Genomic DNA, 24,779 nt, shown 5'->3' with positions numbered 1-24,779 from the left:
GCGGCGAAGCCGTTGACGGCAGCGACCGTCTCGTACGGCACGCCCGGCAAAGGCGCAGAATCCCGTCCGCTTCCGTCCCCGAACCGCGGCGCCAGACCGCACCGACAAGATGACTGTCTTCGACGACATCCGCCTGCTGCGGGTGACCTTCCTGCGCGGCCCCAACCTGTGGACCTACCGGTCCGCGCTCGAGGTCTGGCTGGACCTGGGGGTGCTGGAGGACTGGCCCTCCGACAAGCTGCCCGGATTTGTCGACCGCCTGACCACGGCGCTGCCGGCGCTGGCCGAGCACCACTGCGGCGTCGGCGAGGCCGGTGGCTTCGGCCAGCGGCTGCGCGAGGGCACCTGGCTGGGCCATGTGCTGGAGCACGTGGTGATCGAGCTGCTCAACCTGGCCGGCATGCCCACCGGTTTCGGCCAGACGCGCAGCACCTCGCAGCGCGGCGTCTACCGCATGGTCTTCCGCGCCCGCGACGCCGTGGTGGCGCGCGCCGCGCTCACGCAGGGACACAAGCTGCTGATGAAGCTGGTGAACGACCAGCGCCCGGTGGACGTGGCTGCGGCGGTGAAGACCGTGCGCGACGCCATCGACGACGCCTACCTGGGCCCCAGCACCGCCCACATCGTGGCTTGCGCCACCGAGCGTGGCATCCCGCACATCCGCCTGAACGACGGCAACCTGGTGCAGCTGGGCCACGGCCGGCGCCAGCACCGCATCTGGACGGCCGAGACCGACCGCACCAGCGCCATTGCCGAAGGCATTGCCGGCGACAAGGACCTCACCAAGCGCCTGCTGGCCGAGGTGGGCGTGCCGGTGCCCGAAGGCCAGGTGGCGGCCACGCCGGCCGAGGCCTGGGAAGCGGCCGAGGACATCGGCCTGCCGGTGGTGGTGAAGCCGGCCGACGGCAACCACGGCCGTGGCGTGACGCTGGACCTGCGCACGCGCGAGCAGGTGGAAGCCGCCTGGGTGGTGGCCGACCGCCATGGCAGCGAGGTGCTGGTGGAGCGCCACGTGCCCGGCGACGAGCACCGCCTGCTGGTGGTGGCCGGCCGCGTGGTGGCCGCTGCGCGCGGCGAGACCGCCTGGGTCACCGGCGACGGCACGCACAGCGTGACGGCGCTGGTGGACGCGCAGATCAACACCGACCCGCGCCGCGGCGAGACCGAGGACCATCCGCTGGCGCGCCTGAAGCCGGCCGACGACGGCGTGATCCTGGCCGACCTGGCGCGCCAGGGCCTGACGCCCGATGACGTGCCGGCCGCCGGCCGGCGCGTGCTGATCCAGCGCAACGGCAATGTCTCGATCGACTGCACCGACGAGGTCCACCCCGAGGTGGCGCGGGTGGTGGAGCTCGCCGTGCGCACCGTGGGCCTGGACATCGCCGGCGTGGACCTGGTGGCCGAGGACATCGGCCGCCCGCTGGCGGCGCAGGGCGGTGCCATCGTCGAGGTCAACGCCGGGCCGGGGCTGCTGGCGCACCTGAAGCCGGCGGTCGGCCACCCGCGCGCCGTGGGCCACGCCATCGTCGAGCACCTGTTTCCCAAGGACGCGGAAACTGCCGACGGCCGCATCCCGCTGGTGGGCATCGCCGGCAGCGTGGAAAGCACGGCCGTGGCGCGGCTGACGGCCTGGCTGCTGCAGCTGGCCGGCCACGCCGTGGGTCTGGCCTGCCGCGACGGCTTGTTCCTGGGCGGGCGCTGCATCGACGCCCTGGACGCCACCGACAGCGCGGTGGCCCAGCGCCTGCTGGTCAGCCGCGAGGTGGACTGCGCCGTGTTCGAGAACGGCGCGGCCACCATCCTGGACCAGGGCCTGGCCTACGACCGCTGCCGCATCGGCGTGGTGACGGACCTGGGCGGCGCCGAGACGCTGGCGCGCCACGACATCCACGAGCCCGACCAGATGCCGCGCGTGCTGCGCACGCAGCTGGACGTGGTGCTGGCCGACGGCGCCGGCGTGCTCAACGCCGACGACCCTGCGGTCGCGGCGCTGGCCGAGTTCTGCGACGGCAGTGTGGTGCTCTACGCCACCGATCCGCCCCCCCTAGCCGCGCACCGCGCCGCCGGCGGCCGCGCGCTGCGCCACGACGGCAGCACACTCTGGCTGTGCGAAGGCACGGCCGAACGCCCGCTGCGCCTGCACGCCCCTCCTGCGCTGCCCGCCGCCGTGCTGCTGCCCGCCGTGGCCGCCGCCTGGGCCCACGGCCTGTCGCCGGCGCTGCTGGCGGCCGGCATCGACACCTTCGCCGCCCACGCGGCCGCCTGAAGCGATCATCGCCATGGACATCAGCCGCATTCGCGCCCTGCGCGGCCCCAACCTGTGGAGCCGGCACACGGCCATCCAGGCCATCGTGACCTGCACGCCCGAGGAATGCGCCATCGAGGCCGGCTCGCCGCTGGAGCGCCGCTTGCGCGAGCGGCTGCCGACGGTCGGCGTGGTACGCACCGTCGGCAACTTCGACCCCATTCCGCTGGCGCGCTGGCTGGAGCGCCTGACGCTGGCCCTGCAGACCCAGGCCGGCTGCCCGGTGAGCTTCAGCCGCACGGCCGCGGCGCCCGAGCCTGGCGTGTTCCAGGTCGTCGTCGAGTACACCGAGGAGAAGGTGGGCCTGCGCGCCTTCGAACAGGCGCAGCGCCTGCTGGCGGCCGCCGCGGCCGACGAGCCCTTCGACGCCGACGCGGTCGTGGCCGAACTGCGCGCGCTGGACGAGGACATCCGCCTGGGCCCCAGCACCGGCGCCATCGTCAACGCGGCGGTGGCGCGCGGCATCCCGTACCGCCGTCTCACCGAAGGCAGCCTGGTGCAGTTCGGCTGGGGTGCGAAGCAGCGTCGCATCTGGGCCGCCGAGATCGACCGCACCGGCGCCGTGGCCGAGCAGATCGCGCAGGACAAGGACCTCAGCAAGGCCCTGCTGGCGGCGGCCGGAGTGCCGGTGCCGCGTGGCCGGCCGGTGGACAGCGCCGACGAAGGCTGGTCGGTGGCGCAGCAGATCGGCCTGCCGGTGGTGGTCAAGCCACGCGACGGCAACCAGGGCAAGGGCGTCACCGTCAACATCCAGTCGCGCGAGCACTTCGACATCGCCTACCGCGTGGCCTCGGAGACGGGCCAGCCGATGGTCGAGCAGTTCCTGCCCGGGCACGACTTCCGCCTGCTGGTGGTGGGCGACCGGCTGGTGGCCGCGGCACGGCGCGACCCGCCCTTCGTCATCGGCGACGGCCAGCACACGGTGGGCGAGCTGGTCGACGCTGTGAACGCCGACCCGCGGCGCGGCGACGGCCACGCCACGGCGCTGACGAAGGTGCGGCTGGACGACATCGCGTTCGCGCGGTTGGACCTGCAGGGCTTGTCGCCCGATGCCGTGCCCGCGGCCGGCCAGCGCGTGGTGCTGCGCAACAACGCCAACCTGAGCACCGGCGGCACCGCCACCGACGTGACCGACGACGTGCATCCCGAGGTGGCCGCACGCGCGGTATCGGCCGCGCGCATGGTGGGCCTGGAGATCTGCGGCGTGGACGTGGTCTGCGAGACCGTGGGCCAGCCGCTGGAGGCGCAGCGCGGCGGCGTCGTCGAGGTCAACGCCGCGCCTGGGCTGCGCATGCACCTGGCGCCCAGCTACGGCAAGCCGCGGCCGGTGGGCGAGGCCATCGTCGAGCGCCTGTACGCGCCAGGCGACGACGGCCGCATCCCGGTGGTGGCCGTCACCGGTACCAACGGCAAGACCACCGTGACGCGGCTCACCGCCCACCTGCTGGCCGCCGCCGGCCACCGCGTGGGCATGACGCTGACCGACGGCGTGTGGGTGGACGGCCTGTGCATCGACACCGGTGACTGCAGCGGCCCGAAGAGCGCGCGCAAGGTGCTGATGCACCCGGACTGCGATGCCGCGGTGCTGGAGACGGCACGCGGCGGCATCCTGCGCGAGGGCCTGGCCTTCGACCGCTGCCAGGTGGCGGTGGTCACCAACATCGGCGAGGGCGACCACCTGGGCCTGAACTTCATCACCACGGTGGAGGACCTGGCGGTGCTCAAGCGCACCATCGTCGCCAACGTGGCCGACAGCGGCTTTGCGGTGCTGAACGCCGCCGACCCGCACACCCTGGCCATGGCCGGCGTGTGCCCGGGCCAGGTGATCCTGTTCGCCACCGACCCGCGCCTGCCGGCGCTGGCGGCGCACCGCGCCCAGGGCCGGCGGGTGGTGACGGTGGAAGGCGGCGACATCGTCGCCATCGACGGCCCGGCCCGTGCGCGCATGCCGCTGGCCGAGGTGCCGCTGACGCGCGGCGGGCGCATCGGCTTCCAGGTCGAGAACGCACTGGCCGCCGTGGGCGCGGCCTGGGGCTGCGGCCTGCCGTTCGACGCCGTGCGCGCCGGCCTGGCCAGCTTCGTCAACGACGCCGACGGTGCGCCGGGCCGCTTCAACGTGATGGACTTCGGCGGCGCCACGGTGATCGCCGACTACGGCCACAACCCCGACGCCATGCGCGCGCTGGTGCAGGCGGTGGAGGCGATGCCGGCGCAGCGCCGCAGCGTCGTCATCAGCGCCGCCGGCGACCGCCGCGACGAGGACATCCGCGCGCAGACGCAGATCCTCGGCGCCGCCTTCGACGACGTGATCCTGTACCAGGACGCGGCCCAGCGCGGCCGCGCCGACGGCGAGGTGCTGGCACTGCTGCGCCAAGGCCTGCAGGGTGTGCCGCGCACGACCACCGTCGACGAGATCCACGGCGAGTTCGCGGCCATCGACCATGCGCTGGGCCAGCTGCAGCCCGGCGACCTGTGCCTGGTGCTGGTGGACCAGGTGGAGGAGGCGCTGGCGCACCTGGCGGCGCGCCAGCGGGAGCGGCAGGCTCAGTCGGCGTAGCCGGGCAGTTCCCGGTCCAGCCGCCGCCGCAGCGCCGGCCACACCAGGGCCGAGCCCTGGCCGCGCGTGGCCACCTTGGCGGCGGCCGATGCGCCCTGGATCACCGCCGGATCCACCATGGTCAGCGGCGTGCCGCCGGCCATGGCCATCACCTGGATCTGGCACGACACCTCCAGCAGGTACATCGCCAGGAAGGCGTCAGGCACGCTGGCTCCCACGGTCAGCAGGCCATGGTTGCGCAGGATGAGGTTCGTGCGGTCGCCCAGGTCGGCCTGCAGTCGGGCCTTCTCGTCGTCGCGCACGGCCAGGCCCTCGTAGTCGTGGTACGCCAGCGAGCCCACCACCAGGCTGGCCTGCTGCGAGATGGGCAGCAGCCCGTCGCGCTGCGCGCTGACGGCCACGCCGGCGCGCGTGTGCGTGTGCAGCACGCAGGTCACGTCCGGCCGCGCGGCGTGCACGGCGCTGTGAATGACGAAGCCAGCCGGGTTGACCGGGTGCGGCGAGTCGATGACCTTGGTGCAGTGCTCGTCCACCTTCACCAGCGACGAGGCCGTGATCTCGTCGAACATCAGCCCGTAGGGGTTGATCAGGAAGTGGTGTTCCGGCCCAGGCACACGGGCGCTGATGTGGGTGAAGACCAGGTCGCTCCAGCCGTGCAGCGCCACCAGGCGGTAGCAGGCGGCGAGGTCGACGCGCAGGGCCCATTCCTCGGGGCTGACCTGGTCGCGTACACGGGGGTCGGAAAAGGCTGACATGGGAACTCCTGAAGAAGGCCGGTCGAAGGTTCAGGGCAGAGCATGCGCCGTGGCCGGCAGGCTGTGAAGCCCGATCGGGGATGACCCGAGGGCGCGTCGGGCGCCAATGGCCGTCAGGTGCGCCAGATGCGGGGCGGGTGGGCGTCCAGCGCCCAGGCGGTGCGCCGCCAGGCGGCACGGACGGCCTGCAGCAGCTGCATCGCCGGCTCCACCCGCGGCGCCAGCGCCCGCAGCAGGACCAGGCGCGGGTCCGTGGACGTAGCGCCGGCGGTCACGCCGGGCGCGGCAGGCTGCTCGCGTGCCACCGACAGCAGGGCGTCGCGCTGTTCCGCCGGCCAGTCGGTGCCCGAGGCGATCCAGGCCGTGGCCAGCACGCGCTGCCCGGCCCAGCCGAGTGGCGAGTCGAGCAGCCGGGTGTCGGTGCCGTCCACCGTGCCCTGTTCCAGCCACACGCCCGGCCAGTGCAGCTGCTGCGTGAAGCGGCCGTGGTCGAAGGCCTCGCCACCGGCCGGCAGGCCCAGCGCCAGCACGTCCCAGCCGATCATCTGGGCGCCCGGGGCCAGGTCCAGGTGAACCTCGTTGCGCGCCTGGCAGCCGCGGTAGGCGATGGTCTCCAGCGGCAGCCATTCCAGGCGGGCGCCGTCGTCCACGCGCAGCCGCGCCTGCTGCACGGCCTGCGGGCCGGCACTGCGGTAGAACTTGGCGGCCCCCGGTGTCGTGACCAGGGCATGCGTGCCGGCCTCGGCCTGCAGGTCGGTCACCAGGCTGTCGCCGCCCACGATGCCACCGGGCGGATGCACCACCACGTGGTGGCAGACATCCGGTCCCTCGGGGTAGAGCGCCTGCAGCACGCGCAGCGGACCTTCATGACGGTCGTGCGCCACCGTGCGCCCGCCGTCGCGCCGGTAGTGCAGCGCCAGATGGGCGGACCAGACCATGCGGGCAGTGTATCGACGCAGGGCTCAAGCACGCCGTGCCGCCGCCGATATGCATGAGATCGGCCAATCGCCGGATGCAAGGGAGAACGGTCCATGAATCGCTGGATGACCTCGACGATGGGCGTGCTGGCTGCCATCTGTGCGCTGTCCGCCAAGGCCGGGTTGCCGCTGTTGTCGGAGGACGCCGGCGTGCTGGGCGGTGGCGAATGCGAACTCGAGGCCGTGGCCGCCTCGGCCCGCGAAGGCGGCGCCGGCGCGCACGAGCACGCGCTGGGCGTGGCCTGCGGCACGGGGCGCGACTGGCAGTGGGGCCTCGGCGTCGCCCGGGCGCGGGCCGACGGGCCGTTGGCCAAGGGGTTGTCGGTGGGCGGCAAGGTCCTGCTGTGGGCGCCGTCCGAGGACGCTGCGGTCGTACTGGCGCCCACCCTGGGCTGGGCCGACGACGGCAGCGGCTGGCGCCATGTCGGCCAGGACTTCAACCTCGTCTACAGCGGCCCGCTGGCCGCCGACTGGACGTTGCACCTGAACCTCATCCACAGCCGCGACCGCGAGGCCGATGCGCGCAGCACCGGCTGGTCGCTGGCCGCGGAGCACGCCGGCCTCGCCGTCGGCGGCTGGGTGCTGGCGCCGATGGGCGACCTGGCCGGCGACGACCGCGCCGCACCCTGGTGGAACCTGGGGTTGCGCGCGACGGTGGTCGCCGACCGGCTCTGGCTGGCCGTGTCCTACGCGCGCCAGATCGACCCTGCGCGCGCGCGCCTGGCCACCTTCAGCGTGAAGCTGGCGTTCTGACCCCGGCGCGGCCGGTTCAGGGCCGGACCAGCACCTTGCCGGGCGCCCCGGCTTCGACCGCCTCGTGGGCGGCCGCGATGTCGTCCAGGGCATGCACGATCGGCGCCGGGTGGCGCAGCGTGCCGCGCTGAAGCAGGTCCGTCACGCCATCGATCGTCACGCGCAGCGCGTCGTCCGGTAGCCGGTAGACGATGAAGAAGCGCACGTCGACGAAGCCCAGGATCAGCGGCCGGAACGGCAGGGCCATGTCGGCCTGACCGGAACCGTAGACCACCACCTGGCCGCCGAAGGCCAGCCAGTCGCCCCAGTGGCGGGCGTTGGCGGCGGCATCCACCTCCACGATGGCGTCGGCGCCGCGGCCGCCGGTGAGCGACTTCACGCATGCGGCCACGTCCTCGCGCCGGTAGTCGATGGTGGAGTCGGCACCGGCCGCGCGCGCCAGCGCGGCCTTGGCCTCGCTGCTGACGATGGCGATCACGCGCGCCCCGGCGGCGCGTGCCAGCTGCGTTACGTACAGGCCCACCGCCCCGGCGGCGCCGGGCACCAGCACCGTGCGGCCCAGCAGCGACCCCAGCTGCGCCACGGCGTGGAAGGCCGTCATCAGCGGGATGCCGATGGAGGCGCCGGCCTCGAAGGAGACGCCCTCGGGCAACGGCACGGCCTGGCGTGCCGGCAGCGCGATGGCTTCCGCGGCCGTGCCCATCGCACGCTCCCACTGCCCGTTCCACAGCCACACCCGCTGGCCCACGCGCGCCGGGTCCACGCCAGCGCCGACCGCATCGATGGTGCCGGCGCCGTCGCTGTGCGGCACCACCATCGGCCAGGGCAGGCCCGGGCGGGCGCGGGTCTTCACGTCCGACGGGTTGACGCCTGAGCAGGCCACGCGCACGCGCACCTCACCCGGGCCGGGTGCGGGCAGAGGCAGGTCTTCGAGGTGCAGCACCTCGCGGGCGGGGCCGGGTTGGCGGTAGACGGCGGCTTTCATGGCGGGCTTCGATGGCAATGGATCAGACCGGCATGATCGCTCAGTGCAGCGGCGACAGCGTGGCGCAAGCGCGGCTGCGGAGGCTGCATCGGGGCTCGCGGGATGACCGCTTCCGACCCTCAGCCGACATTCACTGACCTGATCTCGCCACCCTGAAGCTGCCGGTAAGATGCCCAGCAGTCACCCGAAGGAAGCCCCGCAGCGGAGGGCACACGCTGCGGGCAGCACGCAGGGCGATTGAGGCGCAGCGCGCAGCCCGCGCCCGACCGAGGTGACAATCTAGGGGTCCTTGAGCGCAAGTCTTTAGCCGGTAGCCCCAGCGGCCGCCCGGTGGCGTCCTGCTCCGCATTGATCCCGGTATCGTGGGCCATCGCGGCCACCAAGGTTCGGGGTGCCAGGCTGCGATCAATGAGCGTTTGCTTGAAAGCATCAGAGGGCCGACGCCGGGTGTCCTTGGGCTTGGTGACTCGCTGCCCGTCCATGAGTTGCACCTGCCGGTCAAGTGCAAACCTACAAGCGGGGCACGGACCCTCAGATCCTGCACATCGCCGGCCAGTGACGCAATTCGGCCGTAAGGCCACGCTTGCTCTAGCGTTTGAAATTGAGTGGGGCCCTGAATGCGATGACTTGGCCTGTCTTCTCGAGTTCCAGCAGCGCTGACATGCCTTCGTCGTGCTCTTCGATTGCCGTCAGTCGAAAGTCGGCTCCCGGCGTGAGTACTGGTTTCGGAAGGACGATCGTGACTGCACCAAGGTACCGGAAGTCCGCCAGGGCCCGCTTGTCGATAGCCAACCTCCGATTGCCTTCCCTGTCGCCTGCGACCTCATGGTACGTGAAGACGGATTCACCGACACACACTGCCTTCACCGGCAAACTTCGCTTCAGATAGAAGGCTCGCTCATCCACCATGAACGGCACGCCAGCATCGATGTCCAGCGAGCCGGCATACGGCACCTTTTGCCAACTGGAAAGCCACCCCGTCCCTTCGGGACATCCGACATTCATGCGGCGTGTCCTCTCTAAGCGCATGGCTTCAGCGCGGGCCAATGCCAGCGCGAGTGCTTGAAGTCGTCCCGACTGGCCAGGCACATCCAACGATGGCTCGCTCCTGGGTACGCCGGACTCGCCCAGAAAAGTTGCCATGACCGGGCCCTTCGACTCGTCATTCCGCCTCTTCATTTCCTGCTCGTGCCTGGTGTTGAACACCGCCGCACGAGATGCCTGCGGGCCCAGGGCTAGTGCCTGTTCGAGCATCTCCCTCGGCTGCTCGCCTGGGCGAGGGAGGGTGGCGTAGTCCGGACAGTATCCGTTTCCATAGCCACGATCCTTCGTCCACGTGAACCGAAACGGCTCGTCGCCGGGTTGACCCGTTTCCAGTGAAACGGTGATCGCGTACTTGTTCTGCGGCGTCCCTGGATCGACGACGAGAGTTGCAGCCGGTGGCCCCACCGCGGGGACCGACGTCAAGACAAGTTCATCACCGGCGAACGCGAACGAGTAGTCGCGACCGGCCGCCCTTACGGTCGGAATACCCCAATTCAGCAGATCGCGCACATCGTTGAACGGATAGGCCAACCTGCTGCTGCCATCGAGGGTCCGGACTTCCAGCGGCCCGTCCCCGAGCGCAGTCGACTCCCCCGCGCGCGGCTGCTCGATGTTGCAAACGGCACCTCGCTTGAAGGCAACTTGGCGAAGTCGCTCACCGTCAGCGGTGTTGGCTCTCAGTCGATCGTGAAGTGCGAGTGCGCCGGCAAACAAGATGAACCCGAGGCACAGGGCCAAGCCCCACTGGCGCATTTCCGCGCTCGGCGCCCGGCGATCGGCATGCAATTCGATCTGACGGGTCCCGGCGGCAGCGACTAGCAGCAACGTTGCTGAGTACCAAACCACGAAGCCCCATCCGAGGCCAAAGACACCAACGGCACCGCCGGCCTCATTGAGAGGAACCTTCACGAACGTGATCGTTTGCAGGGGAAGCGCTGCTGCAAGAAGCGACGACCAGACCGCCGAACGCTTGCCTAGAAGCAGAGCGACACTGATCAGGAAGAACAGGTTGGCATACCAGGCGAAGTTGACCATGAGAGGGCCGAGCCAACCGATGGCGAGCACGTGAGCACCGCTGTACGCACGCTGGTTGACATCCACGAAGCCGTTGAGCCCTAGTGAAATCAGCCATGCCAGCAGCGCGAACCCCGTAAGTGTCCTTGCCGACGGCCAAAGGCGGAATGGCAGTGGACGCGTGCTCGCTGGCAATGTGTCTTGACTCAAGCGCCCCTCACTTGGCCATGCTTGGCGCCAATGAACCGAGCACGGACAATGCAAGTCCGATTGTCACAGCGCTGCAAAGTCGCCGCTTGGCATCCACGGTGCGCTCGTAGGGGTCAAGCGGGTCAGCGACGAGGAGTGGAATCGAGCGCTGTTGCAAGCGAACGGCAACGTGGCGGCTGAGTGGACGGGTGTTCACGTTGGCTGAGAGTTTGCTTTCGAAATGTCGCTGTGGTGCCAAGATCACCGCTCGACGTCTTCCCGATTCTCGACTCGTGAGCGGGCCTATCGCCGGGGATGTTTTGAGACATTCGAGGCGTCAGGGCGGGAAGATTTGGACGGCGCGGTCCTAACCTGCGGCCCTGTGGCCAGCACGACCCACCACCAAACTGTGCTCATCTGCACGAGGAAATTGGGGGGCGGATCTCAGCTTCCGGCCTGTCCTCACCCCGTGCGGCTTGGATGCCGTGGCTGTCACCGACGCACCTCTCACGCGGTGGCCGTAGAGGGTCCGATCTCACCCCGACTGTTGAGGTGTGTCGGAAAAATTCTCACGGTCGATGGCTTGGCGGAATGGGGAAATGGCCACTGAATGCCTACCCGGAGGCTGCCCGTCACCAGCGACAGCAACTGGCCGGGTCGAGCCACAGGCGGCCCCAGACTCGACGCCCGAAACCTGTCGCTCAACTACTCGCCGAGGCCACGAACGGGTGAGCGGGGCGACCGACCGGTAGTGGCCGAGTCGGGCCGGCGAGCGGTCCGGACTCATCGCCGCAAAGCCGTCATCCGAGGCCTCGTCGCTGCCGAAGTTGGGAGCGCCGGGCGACCGGCCGCTGATGGCCGAGCGCCGTCATCGACTCGCAGCATCCATTGGGAGGTCCATCCCCGTGCGCATGCGGGTCGAGCCTGTAGGACGACAACAGCCGATCCAGCTACCCGATGGTGCCGACCTATGTGCCGCGCTGCGGTGACTTCCAGAACGCCCGATGCAATGAGGCGACCTCGTCATGCACCGCTGCCACCGGTCCGATCACCTGCACCGCCTTCTGCCCGCGCGCGAACACCTCGCGGCAGGGCAGGTCCAGCGTTGGGTTCTCCGGGTGCGCGCCGGTGAGCGCCAGCAGGTCGGATTCCGCCATGCCGTAGACCAGCCGCCCGATGTGCGCCCAGTACTGCGTGCCGGCGCACATGGCGCAGGGTTCCACCGTGGTCACCAGCGTGCAGGGCCAGAGTTCGTCCGGCGTGAAGCGCTCGGCAGCCCGTCGCGCCAGCACCGCCTCGGCATGGTTGACGGCGTCGACGTTGCCCTGTGTCATCAGCACCGTCTCGCCGTCCGCCGCCACCAGCAGCGCGCCGAAGGGGTGGTGGCCGGCGTCCAGCGCCGCCTGCGCGATGGCGTTGGCCGCCCGCAGGTGGCGCAGGGCCTGCTCTTCGGTCATGGCGTGCTCTGGCTCAGGCCGCCTGCGAGCCGCGGTGCGCCCAGCCGGTGGTGCGCTTCTCGATCCAGCTGAAGAACTCGTACATCGCCATCGCCATCGCGCCGATGGTCACCAGCCCGGCAAAGGCCAGCGGCATGCGCTGCTGGCTGCCGGCGGTCTGCATCAGGTAGCCGATGCCGCTGTCGCCCGCGGTCATCTCCGCCAGCACGGTGCCCACGAAGGCCAGCGTGATGGCGATCTTCAGGCTGCCGTAGAAGTAGGGCATCGAGCGCGGCAGGCCCACCTTGACCAGCACGTCCCAGCGGCGGGCGCCGAGCACGCGCAGCACGTCCTCCAGCTCCGGCTCCAGCGTGGCCAGGCCGGTGGCGATGTTCACCGTGATGGGGAAGAAGCTGATCAGGAAGGCGGTCAGGATGCCCGGCCCCAGGCCGATGCCGAACCAGACCACCAGGATGGGCACCACCGCCGCCTTGGGCACGGCGTTGAAGGCCACCATCAGCGGGTAGAGCGCGGTGTAGGCCAGGCGCGAGCTGCCGATCAGGAAACCCAGCAGCACGCCGACCACGATGCTCAGTCCGAAGCCCAGCATCGTGACCCAGAAGGTCTTCCATGCGGCTTCCAGCAGCGGGCCCTTGTACTCGGCGAAGTCCTTCGCGATCTGCCAGGGGCTGGGGAAGATGAAGTCGGGGATGTCGAAGCCGGCGACGATGATCTGCCACAGCAGCAGCACCGCGGCCAGCACCACCAGCGGCGACCAGCGCTCCATGTTCCGGGTGATCTTCATTGCGGCACCGCCACGCCTTCTTTCCGCATCGCCCCGATGTGACCGCGCAGCTCGTGCACGATGTCGGTGAACTTCGGCGTGTAGGTCACTTCCAGGTCGCGCGGGCGCGGCAGGTCGATCTCGCGCTTGACGACGAAGCGGCCCGGGCTGCGGCTCATGCAGTACACGGTGTCGGCCAGGAAGACGCTCTCGCGCAGGTCGTGCGTCACCAGGATCACGTTGAACTTCTGCGCCGCGTGCAGGTCGCGCAGCGCGCACCAGAGTTCCTCGCGGGTGAAGGCGTCCAGCGCGCCGAAGGGTTCGTCCAGCAGCAGCATCTTGGGCTCGTGCACCAGCGCGCGGCAGATGCTGGCGCGCTGCTGCATGCCGCCGCTGAGCTGCCAGGGGTACTTGTCCTCGTAGCCGGCCAGGCCCACGCTGGCCAGCAGATCGCGGGCGCGCGCCTCGAACTCCTTGCGCTTGCTGCGGAACTGGCTGCGGTAGGGCTCGACGATCTCCAGCGGCAGCAGCACGTTGTCCACCGTGGTGCGCCAGGGCAGCAGGCTGGGCGCCTGGAAGGCCATGCCGCTGATCTTCAATGGCCCGGTCACCGGCTCGCCGCCGATGGTGATGCGCCCGCGGCTGGGCATCTTCAGCCCCGTGGTCAGCTTCATGAAGGTGGACTTGCCGCAGCCCGAGGGCCCGACGATGGCGATGAACTCGCCTTGCTCCACCTGCAGGGAGATGTCCTCGACGGCGTAGTGCCCGGCGCGCTCCAGCTCGTCGTTGTAGGCGAGCCAGACATTCTGGAAGTCGACGAAGGCCACGCGCCTACTTCTTCGGCGGGAGGATGTTGAGCTGCGCCTTTGCCGGCAGGAAGGCGTCGGTCCACACGGCCGTGGGGTCGATGCGCGTCTTCGTGTTGAACGCGTCCGACACCTGCGACGCCATCAGGGCCAGGCGCCCGGGCACCACGACGCCGAAGCCCTCGGCACGTGCATCCGGGCTGGCGACGACGGCGTCGATGGCCATGCGCAGCCGGCGCTTCTCCAGGTCGACGTTGATGATGCCGTCGCGCGCCTTGACGTAGTCGATGGCCGGGTCGGGGTTGGCCATCACTTCCTTGGCCCCCTTGGCGAAGGCGGCCAGGAAGGCCTTCACGGCTTCCGGCTTCTCGGCGATGAGCTTGGGGCTGGCGATGATGGCGTTGCCATAGAGCTTCACGCCGTGCTCGCCGTAGGGCAGCACGACGATGTCGGCCGGCTTCACGCCGCGCGCCTCGAGGTTGAGGATGGAGGTGAACGAGAAGCCGGTGATGGCGTCCACGTCGCCGCGCACCAGCATGGTCTCGCGCAGCGGCGGGTCCATGCTCGTCCACTTGACGCTGCCGATGCCGTTGGCCTTGGCGAAGATCGGGAAGGCCTTGCGCCCGGCGTCGAAGCCCGGGGCGCCCAGGTTCCTGCCGTTCAGGTCGCCCGGCTTGGTGATGCCGCTCTTCTTGAGCGCCAGCGCCGCGGCGGGCGTGTTGTTGTAGACCATCATCACCGCCACCGGCTTGTTCGGCGCGTCGGGGTTGTTGGCGTGGAACTCCATCAGCGCCGCCATGTCGGCGAAGCCCATGTCGTAGGTGCCCGAGGCCACGCGGGTGACGGTGCCGCCGCTGCCGTTGCCGGCGTCGATGCTCACGTCCAGGCCGGCGGCCTTGTAGTAGCCCTTGGCGGCCGAGGCCAGGAACAGGGCCGACGGCCCCTCGAAACGCCAGTCGAGCTGGAACTTGATGGGGGTCTGGGCCAGCGCGGGGGCACTCAGCAGCGGCAGGGCCGCGGCGGCCAGGGCGGCCGCGAAGGTGCGTCGGGAGGTGGACAGCAGGGGCATGGAACGGGCTCCGGAAGGGTCTCGGTGAACAATGACGACAGCCACAGCAAATTCTGTGCGCAGTCGATGCACCCGGCCCATCGGGTGAATCCGCGTTGTGCGCCGGTCTGGTGCGTGGAAGCGCGGGCGCCAGGGTGATGCGGGGTTGCATGCCCCGTGCAGGTGCGCTGTCCGGCCGGCCCGCACTGCGGGAGAATCGCGGCGGAGCCTGACCATGCCCATCTACGAATACACCTGCCGCGACTGCGGCCACCCCTTCGAGACCCTGGTGCGCACCGGCACCGTGCCGGCCTGCCCGCACTGCCGTTCGCAGGTGCTGGACAAGCGGCTGTCGGCGCCGGCGGCGCTGACCACCTCGGCCACCTACGCTGCGCCGATGGCGCCGTCGGCCTGCGGTGCGTGTGGCCACCCCGGCGGGCCCGGCGCCTGCCGCTTCGACGCCTGACCCGCGGGTTCAGGTCTTCGTGGCCGCCGTGACGGCGATGCCACGGAACTGCCCCGCCGCCGGCGCGGCAGCGGGCGTTGCCGGCCGCGGCCAGCGCTTGGGGTCCAGCCGATGCAGCAGCTCGGCCTCGCGCGCCCGCGCCAGCGCCACGTTGGCGATCTTCACGTGGCCGAAGCCGCGCATCGTCTGCGGCAGCGTCGCGATCTGCGTGGCCAGTGTGCGGTTGTCGGCGTTCAGCAGCGGCAGCAGTTCGTCCACGCGCTGCAGGAAATCGTCGATCAGCGTGCGCTCCATGCGACGCTCCGCGGTGCGGCCGAAGAGGTCCAGGGCCGTGCCGCGCAGCCGCTTGCCCCTGGCCAGCCAGCGCATGGCCGGCAGCAGCCAGGCGCCCAGGCGGATCTTCTGCGGCGGCTTGCCGTCGCGGCCGCGGGTCAGCAGCGGCGGCGCCATGTGGAACTCGATCTGCAGGTCGCCTTCGAACTGCGCCTGCAGTTTCTCCAGGAAGCGGCCGTCGCTGTACAGCCGCGCCACCTCATACTCGTCCTTGTAGCTCATCAGCTTGAGCAGGCTCTTCGCCACCGTGGTGGTGAAGGGCAGGGCAGCGCCCTCGGCCGGTGCCGGCAGCGCCATCTCGGTGCGGCGCACGCGCTGGATCACGGCGTCGAAGCGGGCGGCCCAGGCGCGGTCCTGCCAGCCGGTGAGGTGGGCCATGGCGTGGCCGAGGAAGACGTCCAGCGGCTCGTCGGCCGGTGCCGGCTCCGGCGCCTCGCGCAGGGTCTGCAGTGCGGCCGGGTCGGCGGCGGCCAGGCGGCCGAGCGCGAAGGCCAGCAGGTTGCTCTGCACCGCCACGCCGTTGAGTTCGATGGCGCGCTGCAGCGCCGGCAGCCCCACCGGCACCAGGCCACGCTGCCACGCGATGCCCAGGGCGACGATGTTGCTGACGATGGTGTCGCCCAGGAAGTCCTCGGCCAGGGTCTGGGCGTCGAAGGTCTCGACCGCATCATCCCCGGCGGCGAAGCGCAGCTTGGCCAGCAGCTCGGGCACGCGCAGCGTGGCGTCCGGGTTCTTCAGCGACTCGGCCACCGGGACCTCGTGCACGTTGGCCAGCACGCGGGTGCGGCCGTGGCGCACCGTCTGCAGCGCGTCGGGGCTGGCGCCGACGACGAGGTCGCAGGCGAGGATGGCGTCGGCCTGCTGGGTGTCGATGCGCACCTGGTTCAGCCGCTCCGGCACGTCGGCCCAGCGCACGAAGCTCAGCACGCTGCCGCCCTTCTGCGCAAAACCCATGAAGTCGAGCACGCTGGCGCTCTTGCCTTCCAGGTGGGCGGCCATCGCGATCACCGCGCCCACGGTCACCACGCCGGTGCCGCCGACGCCGGTGACCAGCAGGTCGTACGGCCCGGTCCAGGTGTGCGGGGCCGGTTCGGGCAGCGCCGCCACGCGGGCCAGGAAGGCGGCCGTGCCGTTGACCAGCGCGCCGCTCTTCTTGCGCAGCTTGCCGCCGCTGACGCTGACGAAGCTGGGGCAGAAGCCGTTGGCGCAGCTGTAGTCCTTGTTACAGGCGCTCTGGTCGATGCGCCGCTTGCGACCCAGCGGGGTTTCCAGCGGCAGCACGGCCACGCAGTTGCTCTGCACGCCGCAGTCGCCGCAGCCCTCGCAGACGTCGTCGTGGATGTAGAGCCGCTCCGCCGGGTCGGCCATCTCGCCCTTCTTGCGCCGGCGGCGCTTCTCGGCGGCGCAGGTCTGCTCGTAGATCAGCACCGTCACGCCCTCGATCTCGCGCAGCCGGCGCTGCACCTCGTCGAGCTCCTCGCGCGGGTGGAAGCTGGTGTCGGCGGGGAAGCGGTCGCGGATCGGCCCGAACTGCTCGATGTGGTCGCTAACCACGGCCACGGCCTTGACGCCCTCGCTCTCCACCTGGCGCGCGATGGCGTCCACGCTGATCACGCCGTCCACCGGCTGGCCGCCGGTCATGGCCACCGCGTCGTTGAACAGGATCTTGTAGGTGATGGTGGCCCTGGCCGCCACCGCCTGGCGGATGGCGAGGTAGCCGGAGTGGTAGTAGGTGCCGTCGCCCAGGTTCTGGAACACGTGCGGGCGGCGCGTGAACATGCTGTGGCTCACCCAGTCCACGCCTTCGCCGCCCATCTGGATCAGGCCGCCGGTGTGGCGGTCCATCCAGCTGGCCATGAAGTGGCAGCCGATGCCGGCGCGGGCTTCCGAGCCCTCGGGCACCCGGGTGCTGGTGTTGTGCGGGCAGCCGGCGCAGAAGTAGGGCAGGCGCTTGACGGCGTCCCCGGCGTTGCTGAGCAGTTCCGGCGGCGTGAAGTCGCGCACGTGCGCGAGGTGACGGTCGAAGCCCGCCAGATGGCGCGCGAACCACTGGGCCACGATCTCGATCAGCCGCGACGGCCGCAGCTCGCCGACGTCGCTGACCAGCGGCCGGCCCTCGGCGTCGGTCTTGCCCAGGATGCGCGGGCGCACGGGTGCGTTGTAGAACAGCGTGCGCAGCTGGCGCTCGACGATGGGCGCCTTCTCCTCGATGACCAGCAGCTCCTGCAGGCCGTCGGCGAAGGCCTGCATGCGCGTGATCTCGATCGGGAAGCTCAGACCCACCTTGTAGACGCGCACGCCGGCGGCGGCCAGCATCTCCGGCGTGATCTCCAGCCGACGCAGCACCTCCATGAAGTCGTAGTGCGCCTTGCCCACGGTGACGATGCCGAAGCGCGCCTGCGGCGCGACGATGACGTCGCGGTCGATGCTGTTGACCCTGGCGAAGGCCGCCACCGCCGCGAGCTTGTCCTTCAGCCGCGTCTCGATGCGCAGCGACGGCAGGTCGGGCCAGCGGTAGTGCAGGCCGTCGGCCGGCGCCTGGTGGCCGGTGGCGGCGCGCACGGTGTCGACATCCGCCCAGCTGGCCACGCGGGCGTTGATGCGGTCCAGGTCCACGGTGGCGCCGCTCTCCACCACCTCCGACAGCGCCGTGAAGCCCACCCAGTTGCCGCTGAAGCGCGACAGCGCCCAGCCGTAGAGGCCGAACTCCAGGTACTCCGCCACGTTGCCCGGCGCCACCACCGGCATGTGCCAGGCCTGGAACACGTCGTCGCTCTGGTGCGGCATCGAGCTGCTGACGCAGCCGTGGTCGTCGCCGGCCACCACCAGCACGCCGCCGTGCGGGCTGGAGCCGTAGGCGTTGCCGTGCTTGATGGCGTCGCCGGCGCGGTCCACGCCCGGGCCCTTGCCGTACCAGAGCGCGAACACGCCGTCGTGCGTGCGCTCGGGGTCGCTCTCCACGCGCTGCGTGCCCAGCACCTGGGTGGCGCCGAGTTCCTCGTTGACCGCAGGAACGAAGCGGATGCCGGCCTCGGTGAACTTCCCGCCGGCCTTCCAGATGGCCTGGTCCAGCATGCCCAGCGGGCTGCCGCGGTAGCCGCTGACGAAGCCGGCGGTGTTCAGCCCGGCGGCAGCGTCGCGCGCACGCTGCATCAGCAGCAGGCGCACCAGGGCCTGGGTGCCGGTGAGGAAGACGGCGCCCGATGGCGCCCAGAGGTTGTCGGAGAGCTGGTAGCCGGGGCGCTGCAGGGCGGTGGACATGCGCTGCTCCTTGAGCCGGATCAAAGCAGCGAGGTTAGACCCATCGCGCGCGAATGTCGTCCTTCGTTTCCCGTGTCCGGGTCAGAATCGAGGAACAGCGTTCTCGAAAATCGACATGAGTGAGGAAATCGATCTCGACCGCGCCAGCCGCCAGATCCTGGCCGAACTGCAGCGCGACGCCCGCCAGACCGTGCAGCAGTTGGCCGAGCGGGTGGGGCTGTCGGCCACGCCCTGCTGGAAGCGCGTCAAGGCCATGGAGGCCGCCGGCGTGATCCGCGGCTACACGGCGCTGGTGGACCGCGCCAAGGTGGGCCTGGGCCTGCGCGTGGTGGTGGAGGCCAACCTTCAGCAGCACAGCGAGGCCGCGGTGCGCCGCTTCGAGGCGGCGGTGGCCACCAGCCCGCAGATCGTGCAGTGCGTCAGCACCACCGGGCAGGCCGACTACATCCTCACCGTGCTGGCCGCAGACATCGCGGCCTACGAACGCTTCCTGCACGACGTGCTGTTCAAGCTGCCAGGCATCACGCACGTGCGCTCCAGCATCGTGCTGCGCGAGGTGAAGGCGGAGACGCGGCTGCCGGTGCAGGATGGATGAGATGCAGCCGGGCTCAGCCGGAGCAATGGACTTCGACGCGGCGGTTCAACGCGCGGCCGGCTTCGTCGTCGTTGCCTGCGATCGGCCGGCTCTCGCCCAGACCCGCCGCGGTCAACCGTGACGCGGCGATACCCTGCTTTACCAGAGCATCGACCACCGCCTGTGCCCGCCGTTTCGACAAGGCCTGGTTGTAGTCGGCCGCCCCTTCGCTCGAGCTGTGACCTTCGATGCGCACGGTGCGCCCGGCGTCGGCGGCCAGCCCGCGTTGCAGCGCGGACAGCACCGGTGCCGACTCCGCCCGAAGCGTTGCCGCGTCGAAGTCGAAGCGGATGCCGTGGATCACCGAGCCGCAGCCCAGCGCCGGCTTGGCCGGCGCATCGCAGACCGGCGGCTTGCGGGGCGCGCCGCGCTCGGCGACGAACAGCTTGAAGGGCGCGCCATTGGTCGAGCGCAGCAACTGGAGCCGCTGGGTGCCCAACTGCGACGCGATGAACGAACTGGCCACACCCGTCCGGGGATCACGGCCAGTGGCGAACAGCACCGGGCCGCTGACCGTGCCCTCGAGCCGGCTGGCCTGATCGAAGCAGCCGGAGACGACGGCGCTGTCCTGCTGCAGGACCATCGCCACACCGCGCCCGGACCAGGGGCCGCCGAAACCGTCGGCCGGCGATGCCGCCGACTGCGTGCCTTCGCCGATGATCTCACTGAATTCGAGGAAGAGCTTTGGACGTGCCGCGTCCAGTGCGCCCGCAAGCTCGAGCTTCACCCAGCGCACGGCATCGCGCCGGTGGATCGTCAGTTCGGTCTGCTCGCCCGTGCGGGCATGAGCGGCGAGCGTGGCCGATGCCAGCTTCTCGAAGCCTTGCGTGTCCGACACGGACGAGCCCCAGACGATCACGTCGCGCACGAAGGTCTGCGACGGACTGGGGGTTTCCAGCACCATCGGCACCGCCAGGCGTTCGAAGACCGTGGGCGCGGGCAGCGCGTAGACGAAGGCCACGCGGGTGTCGGCAGGCACCGCGGTCGAGATGGCCCGCACCCCCGGTGAACCGTCGATGGCGGCGATGGCATGTTCGATGCCGACGCGGGCGGTCGCCGGCGCCTCGACGCGAAGCGGCACGGTTCCGGCGGCAAAGCTCAGCAGGTCGGGCCGAGCTGGTGCCTGCCCGGCACCGAAGGCCGGTGATGCGCACAGCACGCACAGCGTCGACAAGGCGCCCCAGACTGCCAAAGCAGGGCGCAACACAGGCCGGAGATGGCGGAACGCCGCAGCAGGCGGTCTCACGCCCGTCCCTCGGCCAGCGCCTTCAGGTTGACCAACCCGGCATCGAAGTCGGGGCCCACCAGGCGGTCCATGAACAGGCCGAACCAGCGGCCGACCAGGTTGTCCATGGTGCCGTGCATGCGCCAGGTGACGCGGGTGGCGGCGCCGTCGGGCTCCACGGTCAGATCGCCCTGGCTGGGAGCGAAGCCCTCGATGCGCAGTTCGTAGGCCACGCGCTGCGGGGGCTCGGCGGCGGTCAAGGTCATCGCGCCGTTGCCCTGGCTTTCGCTGGTCCAGGACCAAGCGGCGCCGGCACCGCGGGTCGCTCCGGTCTCGGTGACCTTCATCTGCGGGTCCCTCCGGTACCACACGCCCCAGCGTGCCCAGCCGGCGGACGAGTCGATCAGCGCATAGACCCTCTCCGGCGACGCCTGCACCTGCACCGATCGGCTCACCGCATAGGCCGGATCGATCAGCAATGCGCCGCCCAAGACGGCGGCGACGAGGAGCACGACCAGGCCGAGGGCGATCTTGACGAGCTTCATGGCGTTGCATCCTGGATGACGATGCGCCGATGGTGGCCGTGGCCGGCGGAGTGGTCAACAGGCGCAGGCCGCCAGGTCGGGCCTGCGTTCAGGCCGTGCCGACGCAGGCATTCACCAACTCGCGCAGCGCGGCCTGAGAGCCGATGCCCAGTGCGCGGTAGGCCTTGCGGGCGTGGTCCACCACCGTGGCCGGTGCCACGCCGAGGCGGCGGCCGATCTCCGCCTGCGTGAGGCCGGCGTACAGCCCGCGGCAGACCGCCATCTGCCCGGCCGAGATCGGCAACGCGCGCAGCGCCCGGTCCAGCGCCACGCGATGCGGCTCGAGGCGCTGCAGTGTCAGCTGCGCCAGAGGTTCGGCGCCCGCCTGCGCGGGCCGCAGCAACTCGCCGCGTGCCACGAACTGCCCGGCCGGCGTCTCGTGCACGATGGACGGCGGTGGTGCCAGCGTGGCGGCCGCGCGGCCCTCGGACGTGGCCATCGTGGCAGCCCGCTCGCGAAGGCGCAGCAGCAGCATCGGCACCATCGGCTCGCCCAACTGCAGCAAGGGCCGTGATAGCCGGTCGCGCGAGGCGCCACCGGCAGCCATCAGCAGCAGCCGCTCGGCGCCTGCGCTGGCGTGGCAGACCTTTCCATCCAGCGTCAGCAGCAGCGTCTGGGGCGGCTCACGGCCCGGCAGGTGTCGCTCGTGGGCGACCGCCACGCCAGCCGCCACCAACCCGGCTGCGAAGGCCGGCAGCACGGCGGCCACGTGCCGTTCATCGAGTAACGAGAAGCGGCGCTCGCCAGGCCCGCGGTACAGGACCAACGAGCCCAGAAGCCGACCGTCGGCCGTGCGCACCACGGCCTCGAGCCGCGTTCGCAGGCCCTGGGGGCGCCAGATCTCGTTGTACAGCGCGCTGGCGTAGAAGCGGGCGTGGTCGAGTTCGTCGGCGCGCCGGATGCCTGCCGGGCAGCGGCTGAGGCTGTCGAAGGCCGGCATCACCTCGGTCTCTCGGCGGTTGTGGAATTCGTCGAAGTACAGCTGCGCGATCCGGGTATCGATCGGCCCTTCGATGAAGTAGCGCACAAGGCGCCCCTGCTCGTCCGTCCAGTCGAACAGGTTGCGCGAACTCGGCACCAGGGCGTGGAGGGCCTCCAGGAACGCCGGTACCAGCACCTCGGGGTGCAGGCCGAGGCCGCACAGGGCCTTCAGAGACTGCAACGACTGAAACGACTGCAGCGAGCGCAAGGGGCGGGATGGTGTGCCGGTCATTCAAAAGAGTGTTCCGGGCGACCAGACCGCCGAAATCCTCAGACCTGACGAAGCCGGGGCGCCCGAAGTCGTCCCGCGCCCCCTGCGCGGGGGGCGCCGGCCGGGATGCGGCTGGCAACACTGCGTGGCAGCGGTGCCGGGGGCGACACATGCGCCCAGGGCACCCGGAACGACGCCCCTCCAGATCCACACCCACCGGAGCCGACATGAACCCCACCACCGTTCCCGCGCCGACCGCCACCGACTCGGGGCAGGCTGCTTCCGTGGCGACCCCTGCCGCTGCGGCGTTCAACCCTGGCACGGCCCCGTTGACGCTCGAGCAGAACACGCTGGCGCTGCTCGACCGTGCCTGCACTCAGGTGCTCGGCGGCGAGGCCGCCGCGGCCTTCCGGCTCCTGACGCCGCGGCTGTCGGCGCTGTGGAGCGAGGCCCGCGCCACCGGCCAGGCAGAGGCCATGCGCCAATGGTGTCGGGCACACCCCCTGCATGCGCTGGTCATGCAGGACCCGTTCACGCACCGCGCGGCGGCCAAGCCGCGGGGCTACGCCGGCGATGCGGTCATGATGGACTTCATCTACGACGGTGCGCCGCCCGAAGGCACCAGCGCCGTCGGGGCAGACATCTTTGCCGCGACCACGCGCGCGGGCATGGGGCTGTCGGTGAGGTACCGCCGCCAACTGCTGCGCAGCCTGATCGACGACACGGTGGTGCGCCACGAGCGGCCGCGGATGCTCTCAGTAGCCGCTGGTCATTGCCGCGAACTCCAGGGCAGCCTCGTCGAGTTCCCTGACTTCGCCGGCGAGTTCGTCGCGCTGGACCAGGATCCGCACGCGTGCCGGGAGATCGCGCACGGGCAGGCCGGACATCCGGTGCGCGTGGTCAACCAGGGCGTTCGCGAACTGGCGGGCAGCCAGCAGGGCAGCGTGCTGGCCGACGCACTGGGCCGCTTCGACCTGATCTACTCCGCCGGCCTCTACGACTACCTGCCCGACGCCCTGGCCAGGCGCCTGACGCGCCGACTGCTGACGATGCTGCGGCCGGGCGGTCGCGCGCTGATCGCCAACTTCGTGCCGGGTGGCAGCGGTCGCGGCTACATGGAATTGTTCATGGACTGGGCGCTGGTGCTGCGCACCGAAGCGCAGATGCGCGACCTGGCGCAGGCGGCCGGCGCCGCGCACGTCAACACCTTTGCCGACCCGCAGCGCAACGTGGTCTACGCCGAACTGTGGTCGGAGGTGCCCGAAGCGCTCTGAGCCAACGGCGGTCGGTCGGGCATCAACAAGGGTGGCCTGAGCACGCCGTGCAGCCGGGCGAGCCGCCCTCGACCACGCTCGCAGCGCCGCCCGTGCTCGCCACGGCACAGACGCATGCGTCACACTGTGACACGCCGCATTCCGGCGCTCCTCACCACTGTCGACGCACCCTCATGCCCACCATCCATGTCCAGCTCTTCGCCGGCCGAACGGTCGAACAGAAACGTGCGCTCGCCAAGGCGCTGACCGACGCCACGGTGGCCACGCTGGGTGCGAAGCCGGAGTCGGTGGACGTGATCTTCACCGACGTGCAGCGCGAGGACTGGGCCACCGGCGGTGTGCTGTGGAGCGACAAGGCCGCGGCGCCGCCGCCGGCCGGCTGACCGGGGCGCCGCGCCACGCGCTGAGCGTGTTCAGCGCGGTCAGAGCACTTCGAACAGCTTGCGCTTGAGCTCGTCCAGGCGCTTGCGGCCCATCCACGAACTGCCGATGGCCTCTTCCCAGGCGGCGTAGTGCTCACGCAGTTCGGCGGCGTCCACGCTGTGGAAGATCTTCTCCACCAGGGTCAGCCGCGAGTTCTGCTCGAGCATGCGGTTGATGGTGTTGATCATGAAGTTGCGCGCCATGTCCACCTGCTCGGCGCTGCGCGATGCGGGCGGCGGCAGGCCTGCCAGCGCGGTCGCCGTGCCGGCCACCACCTCTGCTGCGGCATCCAAGGCGGCTGGCGCTGGGGCTGGCGCCGGGGAAGCGACGGCCGTCAGCTCGATGCAGCCCAGCGCCTCGAGCTCCATCAGCAGCGTCGAGGCGTCCGCGTTGCCCGCGAGCGTGGCCAGCTCACGAACCGGCCGCCGGCCATCCACCAGCAGCAGAACACGCCGTGTGAGCAGTGGCAGCTTCAGGCTGCGCTGCTGGATCTCCTGTTGGCCCAGCGGTGTCTTCGCATAGATGGCGTCGAGGGCGGGTGCGGTCGTGTCGGACATGGCGTGCAACCGGCCACGCGAGCAGCGTGGATCGGAAGGGCGCAGAAAGCGAAAGATGACGAGTCTTTCGGCAAGGACCGCGATCATTGATCCGTAAAAACCCTTGCTTCTGTCGTGGGCGAGTCGATGCTGTCACCGCTGTCACGCTTGCGCGATGTCACCGAGAATGCAACCGTC

20 protein-coding genes are annotated in these 24,779 nt (G+C 70.6%); 7 read left to right on the top strand and 13 right to left on the bottom strand.

Going from position 1 to position 24,779, the window contains the following annotated elements; all coding sequences use genetic code 11:
• The first annotated feature begins 109 nt into the window (after positions 1 to 109).
• Both ENE75_RS19965 and cphA read left to right on the top strand, forming a co-directional pair.
• Positions 110 to 2,266, top strand: coding sequence for a cyanophycin synthetase (locus ENE75_RS19965; RefSeq protein ID WP_128200108.1), 2,157 nt, complete (start codon positions 110 to 112; stop codon positions 2,264 to 2,266).
• A 13-nt stretch (positions 2,267 to 2,279) separates the two neighbouring features.
• The gene (gene cphA / locus ENE75_RS19960; protein ID WP_128200107.1) at positions 2,280 to 4,862 is read left to right on the top strand and encodes a cyanophycin synthetase; all 2,583 of its coding nucleotides are present in this window, start codon (positions 2,280 to 2,282) and stop codon (positions 4,860 to 4,862) included.
• Here the strand turns inward: cphA and ENE75_RS19955 are convergent.
• Positions 4,850 to 5,617, bottom strand: a complete 768-nt coding sequence (locus ENE75_RS19955; protein WP_128200106.1) for a class II aldolase/adducin family protein — start codon at positions 5,615 to 5,617, stop codon at positions 4,850 to 4,852. The genes cphA and ENE75_RS19955 overlap by 13 nt on opposite strands.
• Positions 5,618 to 5,730: 113 nt before the next feature.
• On the bottom strand, positions 5,731 to 6,555 hold the full coding sequence (locus tag ENE75_RS19950) for an urease accessory protein UreD (protein WP_128200105.1): 825 nt from the start codon (positions 6,553 to 6,555) through the stop codon (positions 5,731 to 5,733).
• A gap of 93 nt (positions 6,556 to 6,648) precedes the next feature.
• Between ENE75_RS19950 and ENE75_RS19945 the strand changes: the two genes are divergently transcribed.
• The gene (locus ENE75_RS19945; protein WP_128200104.1) at positions 6,649 to 7,347 is read left to right on the top strand and encodes a hypothetical protein; all 699 of its coding nucleotides are present in this window, start codon (positions 6,649 to 6,651) and stop codon (positions 7,345 to 7,347) included.
• A gap of 16 nt (positions 7,348 to 7,363) precedes the next feature.
• Here ENE75_RS19945 and ENE75_RS19940 read toward each other — a convergent pair whose 3' ends face one another.
• The 6 genes from ENE75_RS19940 to ENE75_RS19915 all read right to left on the bottom strand — a co-directional run bounded on the left by ENE75_RS19940 (position 7,364) and on the right by ENE75_RS19915 (position 14,674).
• Positions 7,364 to 8,332 carry an NADPH:quinone reductase gene (locus tag ENE75_RS19940; RefSeq protein WP_128200103.1) on the bottom strand — a complete coding sequence of 323 codons (969 nt, stop codon included), beginning with the start codon at positions 8,330 to 8,332 and terminating at the stop codon, positions 7,364 to 7,366.
• A gap of 588 nt (positions 8,333 to 8,920) precedes the next feature.
• Positions 8,921 to 10,600, bottom strand: coding sequence for a hypothetical protein (locus tag ENE75_RS19935; protein ID WP_158289020.1), 1,680 nt, complete (start codon positions 10,598 to 10,600; stop codon positions 8,921 to 8,923).
• Between the two features lie 947 nt (positions 10,601 to 11,547).
• A complete protein-coding gene (locus ENE75_RS19930) occupies positions 11,548 to 12,036 on the bottom strand; it encodes a nucleoside deaminase (protein ID WP_128200101.1) in 489 nt (162 codons plus the stop codon).
• Between the two features lie 13 nt (positions 12,037 to 12,049).
• Positions 12,050 to 12,820, bottom strand: coding sequence for an ABC transporter permease (locus ENE75_RS19925; RefSeq protein WP_128200100.1), 771 nt, complete (start codon positions 12,818 to 12,820; stop codon positions 12,050 to 12,052).
• On the bottom strand, positions 12,817 to 13,626 hold the full coding sequence (locus ENE75_RS19920; RefSeq protein ID WP_128200099.1) for an ABC transporter ATP-binding protein: 810 nt from the start codon (positions 13,624 to 13,626) through the stop codon (positions 12,817 to 12,819). The genes ENE75_RS19925 and ENE75_RS19920 overlap by 4 nt, the downstream gene beginning before the upstream one ends.
• 4 nt (positions 13,627 to 13,630) lie before the next feature.
• Positions 13,631 to 14,674 carry an ABC transporter substrate-binding protein gene (locus ENE75_RS19915; RefSeq protein WP_128200098.1) on the bottom strand — a complete coding sequence of 348 codons (1,044 nt, stop codon included), beginning with the start codon at positions 14,672 to 14,674 and terminating at the stop codon, positions 13,631 to 13,633.
• A gap of 214 nt (positions 14,675 to 14,888) precedes the next feature.
• Here ENE75_RS19915 and ENE75_RS19910 point away from each other — a divergent pair, with 214 nt between their 5' ends.
• On the top strand, positions 14,889 to 15,119 hold the full coding sequence (locus tag ENE75_RS19910) for an FmdB family zinc ribbon protein (RefSeq protein ID WP_128200097.1): 231 nt from the start codon (positions 14,889 to 14,891) through the stop codon (positions 15,117 to 15,119).
• A gap of 9 nt (positions 15,120 to 15,128) precedes the next feature.
• On the opposite strand, the gene ENE75_RS19905 is transcribed toward ENE75_RS19910, so the two are convergent.
• Positions 15,129 to 18,713, bottom strand: coding sequence for an indolepyruvate ferredoxin oxidoreductase family protein (locus ENE75_RS19905; protein WP_128200096.1), 3,585 nt, complete (start codon positions 18,711 to 18,713; stop codon positions 15,129 to 15,131).
• 115 nt (positions 18,714 to 18,828) lie between these two features.
• Here ENE75_RS19905 and ENE75_RS19900 point away from each other — a divergent pair, with 115 nt between their 5' ends.
• A complete protein-coding gene (locus ENE75_RS19900) occupies positions 18,829 to 19,308 on the top strand; it encodes an Lrp/AsnC family transcriptional regulator (protein WP_128200095.1) in 480 nt (159 codons plus the stop codon).
• 13 nt (positions 19,309 to 19,321) lie between these two features.
• Here ENE75_RS19900 and ENE75_RS19895 read toward each other — a convergent pair whose 3' ends face one another.
• From ENE75_RS19895 to ENE75_RS19885, 3 genes are all read right to left on the bottom strand, one after another.
• Entirely contained in the window at positions 19,322 to 20,251 is a 930-nt protein-coding gene (locus ENE75_RS19895) for an OmpA family protein (RefSeq protein ID WP_233259191.1), read from the bottom strand.
• Between the two features lie 338 nt (positions 20,252 to 20,589).
• Positions 20,590 to 21,117 carry an SRPBCC family protein gene (locus ENE75_RS19890; RefSeq protein ID WP_128200093.1) on the bottom strand — a complete coding sequence of 176 codons (528 nt, stop codon included), beginning with the start codon at positions 21,115 to 21,117 and terminating at the stop codon, positions 20,590 to 20,592.
• Between the two features lie 88 nt (positions 21,118 to 21,205).
• Complete coding sequence (locus tag ENE75_RS19885) at positions 21,206 to 22,345, bottom strand: helix-turn-helix transcriptional regulator (protein WP_158289019.1); 1,140 nt, start codon at positions 22,343 to 22,345, stop codon at positions 21,206 to 21,208.
• 230 nt (positions 22,346 to 22,575) lie between these two features.
• Between ENE75_RS19885 and ENE75_RS19880 the strand changes: the two genes are divergently transcribed.
• On the top strand, positions 22,576 to 23,622 hold the full coding sequence (locus tag ENE75_RS19880) for a class I SAM-dependent methyltransferase (protein ID WP_128200091.1): 1,047 nt from the start codon (positions 22,576 to 22,578) through the stop codon (positions 23,620 to 23,622).
• Between the two features lie 173 nt (positions 23,623 to 23,795).
• Positions 23,796 to 24,005, top strand: a complete 210-nt coding sequence (locus ENE75_RS19875) for a 4-oxalocrotonate tautomerase (RefSeq protein WP_128200090.1) — start codon at positions 23,796 to 23,798, stop codon at positions 24,003 to 24,005.
• Positions 24,006 to 24,044: 39 nt separating this feature from the next.
• Here the strand turns inward: ENE75_RS19875 and ENE75_RS19870 are convergent, their stop codons facing one another.
• Positions 24,045 to 24,602, bottom strand: coding sequence for a hypothetical protein (locus ENE75_RS19870; RefSeq protein ID WP_128200089.1), 558 nt, complete (start codon positions 24,600 to 24,602; stop codon positions 24,045 to 24,047).
• Between the last annotated feature and the right edge of the window lie 177 nt (positions 24,603 to 24,779).

The sequence above is a fragment of the Rubrivivax albus genome, assembly GCF_004016515.1.
GTDB lineage: Bacteria > Pseudomonadota > Gammaproteobacteria > Burkholderiales > Burkholderiaceae_C > Rubrivivax > Rubrivivax albus.
The sequence above is the reverse complement of the archived record's forward strand: the minus strand, read 5'-3'. Positions and strand labels throughout refer to the sequence as shown.

Coding starts and splice junctions, on each gene's coding strand:
- ENE75_RS19965 (WP_128200108.1), top strand. CDS start 110: ATGACTGTCTTCGACGACATCCGCCTGCTGCGGGTGACCTTCCTGCGC.
- cphA (WP_128200107.1), top strand. CDS start 2,280: ATGGACATCAGCCGCATTCGCGCCCTGCGCGGCCCCAACCTGTGGAGC.
- ENE75_RS19955 (WP_128200106.1), bottom strand. CDS start 5,617: ATGTCAGCCTTTTCCGACCCCCGTGTACGCGACCAGGTCAGCCCCGAG.
- ENE75_RS19950 (WP_128200105.1), bottom strand. CDS start 6,555: ATGGTCTGGTCCGCCCATCTGGCGCTGCACTACCGGCGCGACGGCGGG.
- ENE75_RS19945 (WP_128200104.1), top strand. CDS start 6,649: ATGAATCGCTGGATGACCTCGACGATGGGCGTGCTGGCTGCCATCTGT.
- ENE75_RS19940 (WP_128200103.1), bottom strand. CDS start 8,332: ATGAAAGCCGCCGTCTACCGCCAACCCGGCCCCGCCCGCGAGGTGCTG.
- ENE75_RS19930 (WP_128200101.1), bottom strand. CDS start 12,036: ATGACCGAAGAGCAGGCCCTGCGCCACCTGCGGGCGGCCAACGCCATC.
- ENE75_RS19925 (WP_128200100.1), bottom strand. CDS start 12,820: ATGAAGATCACCCGGAACATGGAGCGCTGGTCGCCGCTGGTGGTGCTG.
- ENE75_RS19915 (WP_128200098.1), bottom strand. CDS start 14,674: ATGCCCCTGCTGTCCACCTCCCGACGCACCTTCGCGGCCGCCCTGGCC.
- ENE75_RS19910 (WP_128200097.1), top strand. CDS start 14,889: ATGCCCATCTACGAATACACCTGCCGCGACTGCGGCCACCCCTTCGAG.
- ENE75_RS19905 (WP_128200096.1), bottom strand. CDS start 18,713: ATGTCCACCGCCCTGCAGCGCCCCGGCTACCAGCTCTCCGACAACCTC.
- ENE75_RS19900 (WP_128200095.1), top strand. CDS start 18,829: ATGAGTGAGGAAATCGATCTCGACCGCGCCAGCCGCCAGATCCTGGCC.
- ENE75_RS19895 (WP_233259191.1), bottom strand. CDS start 20,251: ATGGTGCTGGAAACCCCCAGTCCGTCGCAGACCTTCGTGCGCGACGTG.
- ENE75_RS19890 (WP_128200093.1), bottom strand. CDS start 21,117: ATGAAGCTCGTCAAGATCGCCCTCGGCCTGGTCGTGCTCCTCGTCGCC.
- ENE75_RS19880 (WP_128200091.1), top strand. CDS start 22,576: ATGAACCCCACCACCGTTCCCGCGCCGACCGCCACCGACTCGGGGCAG.
- ENE75_RS19875 (WP_128200090.1), top strand. CDS start 23,796: ATGCCCACCATCCATGTCCAGCTCTTCGCCGGCCGAACGGTCGAACAG.
- ENE75_RS19870 (WP_128200089.1), bottom strand. CDS start 24,602: ATGTCCGACACGACCGCACCCGCCCTCGACGCCATCTATGCGAAGACA.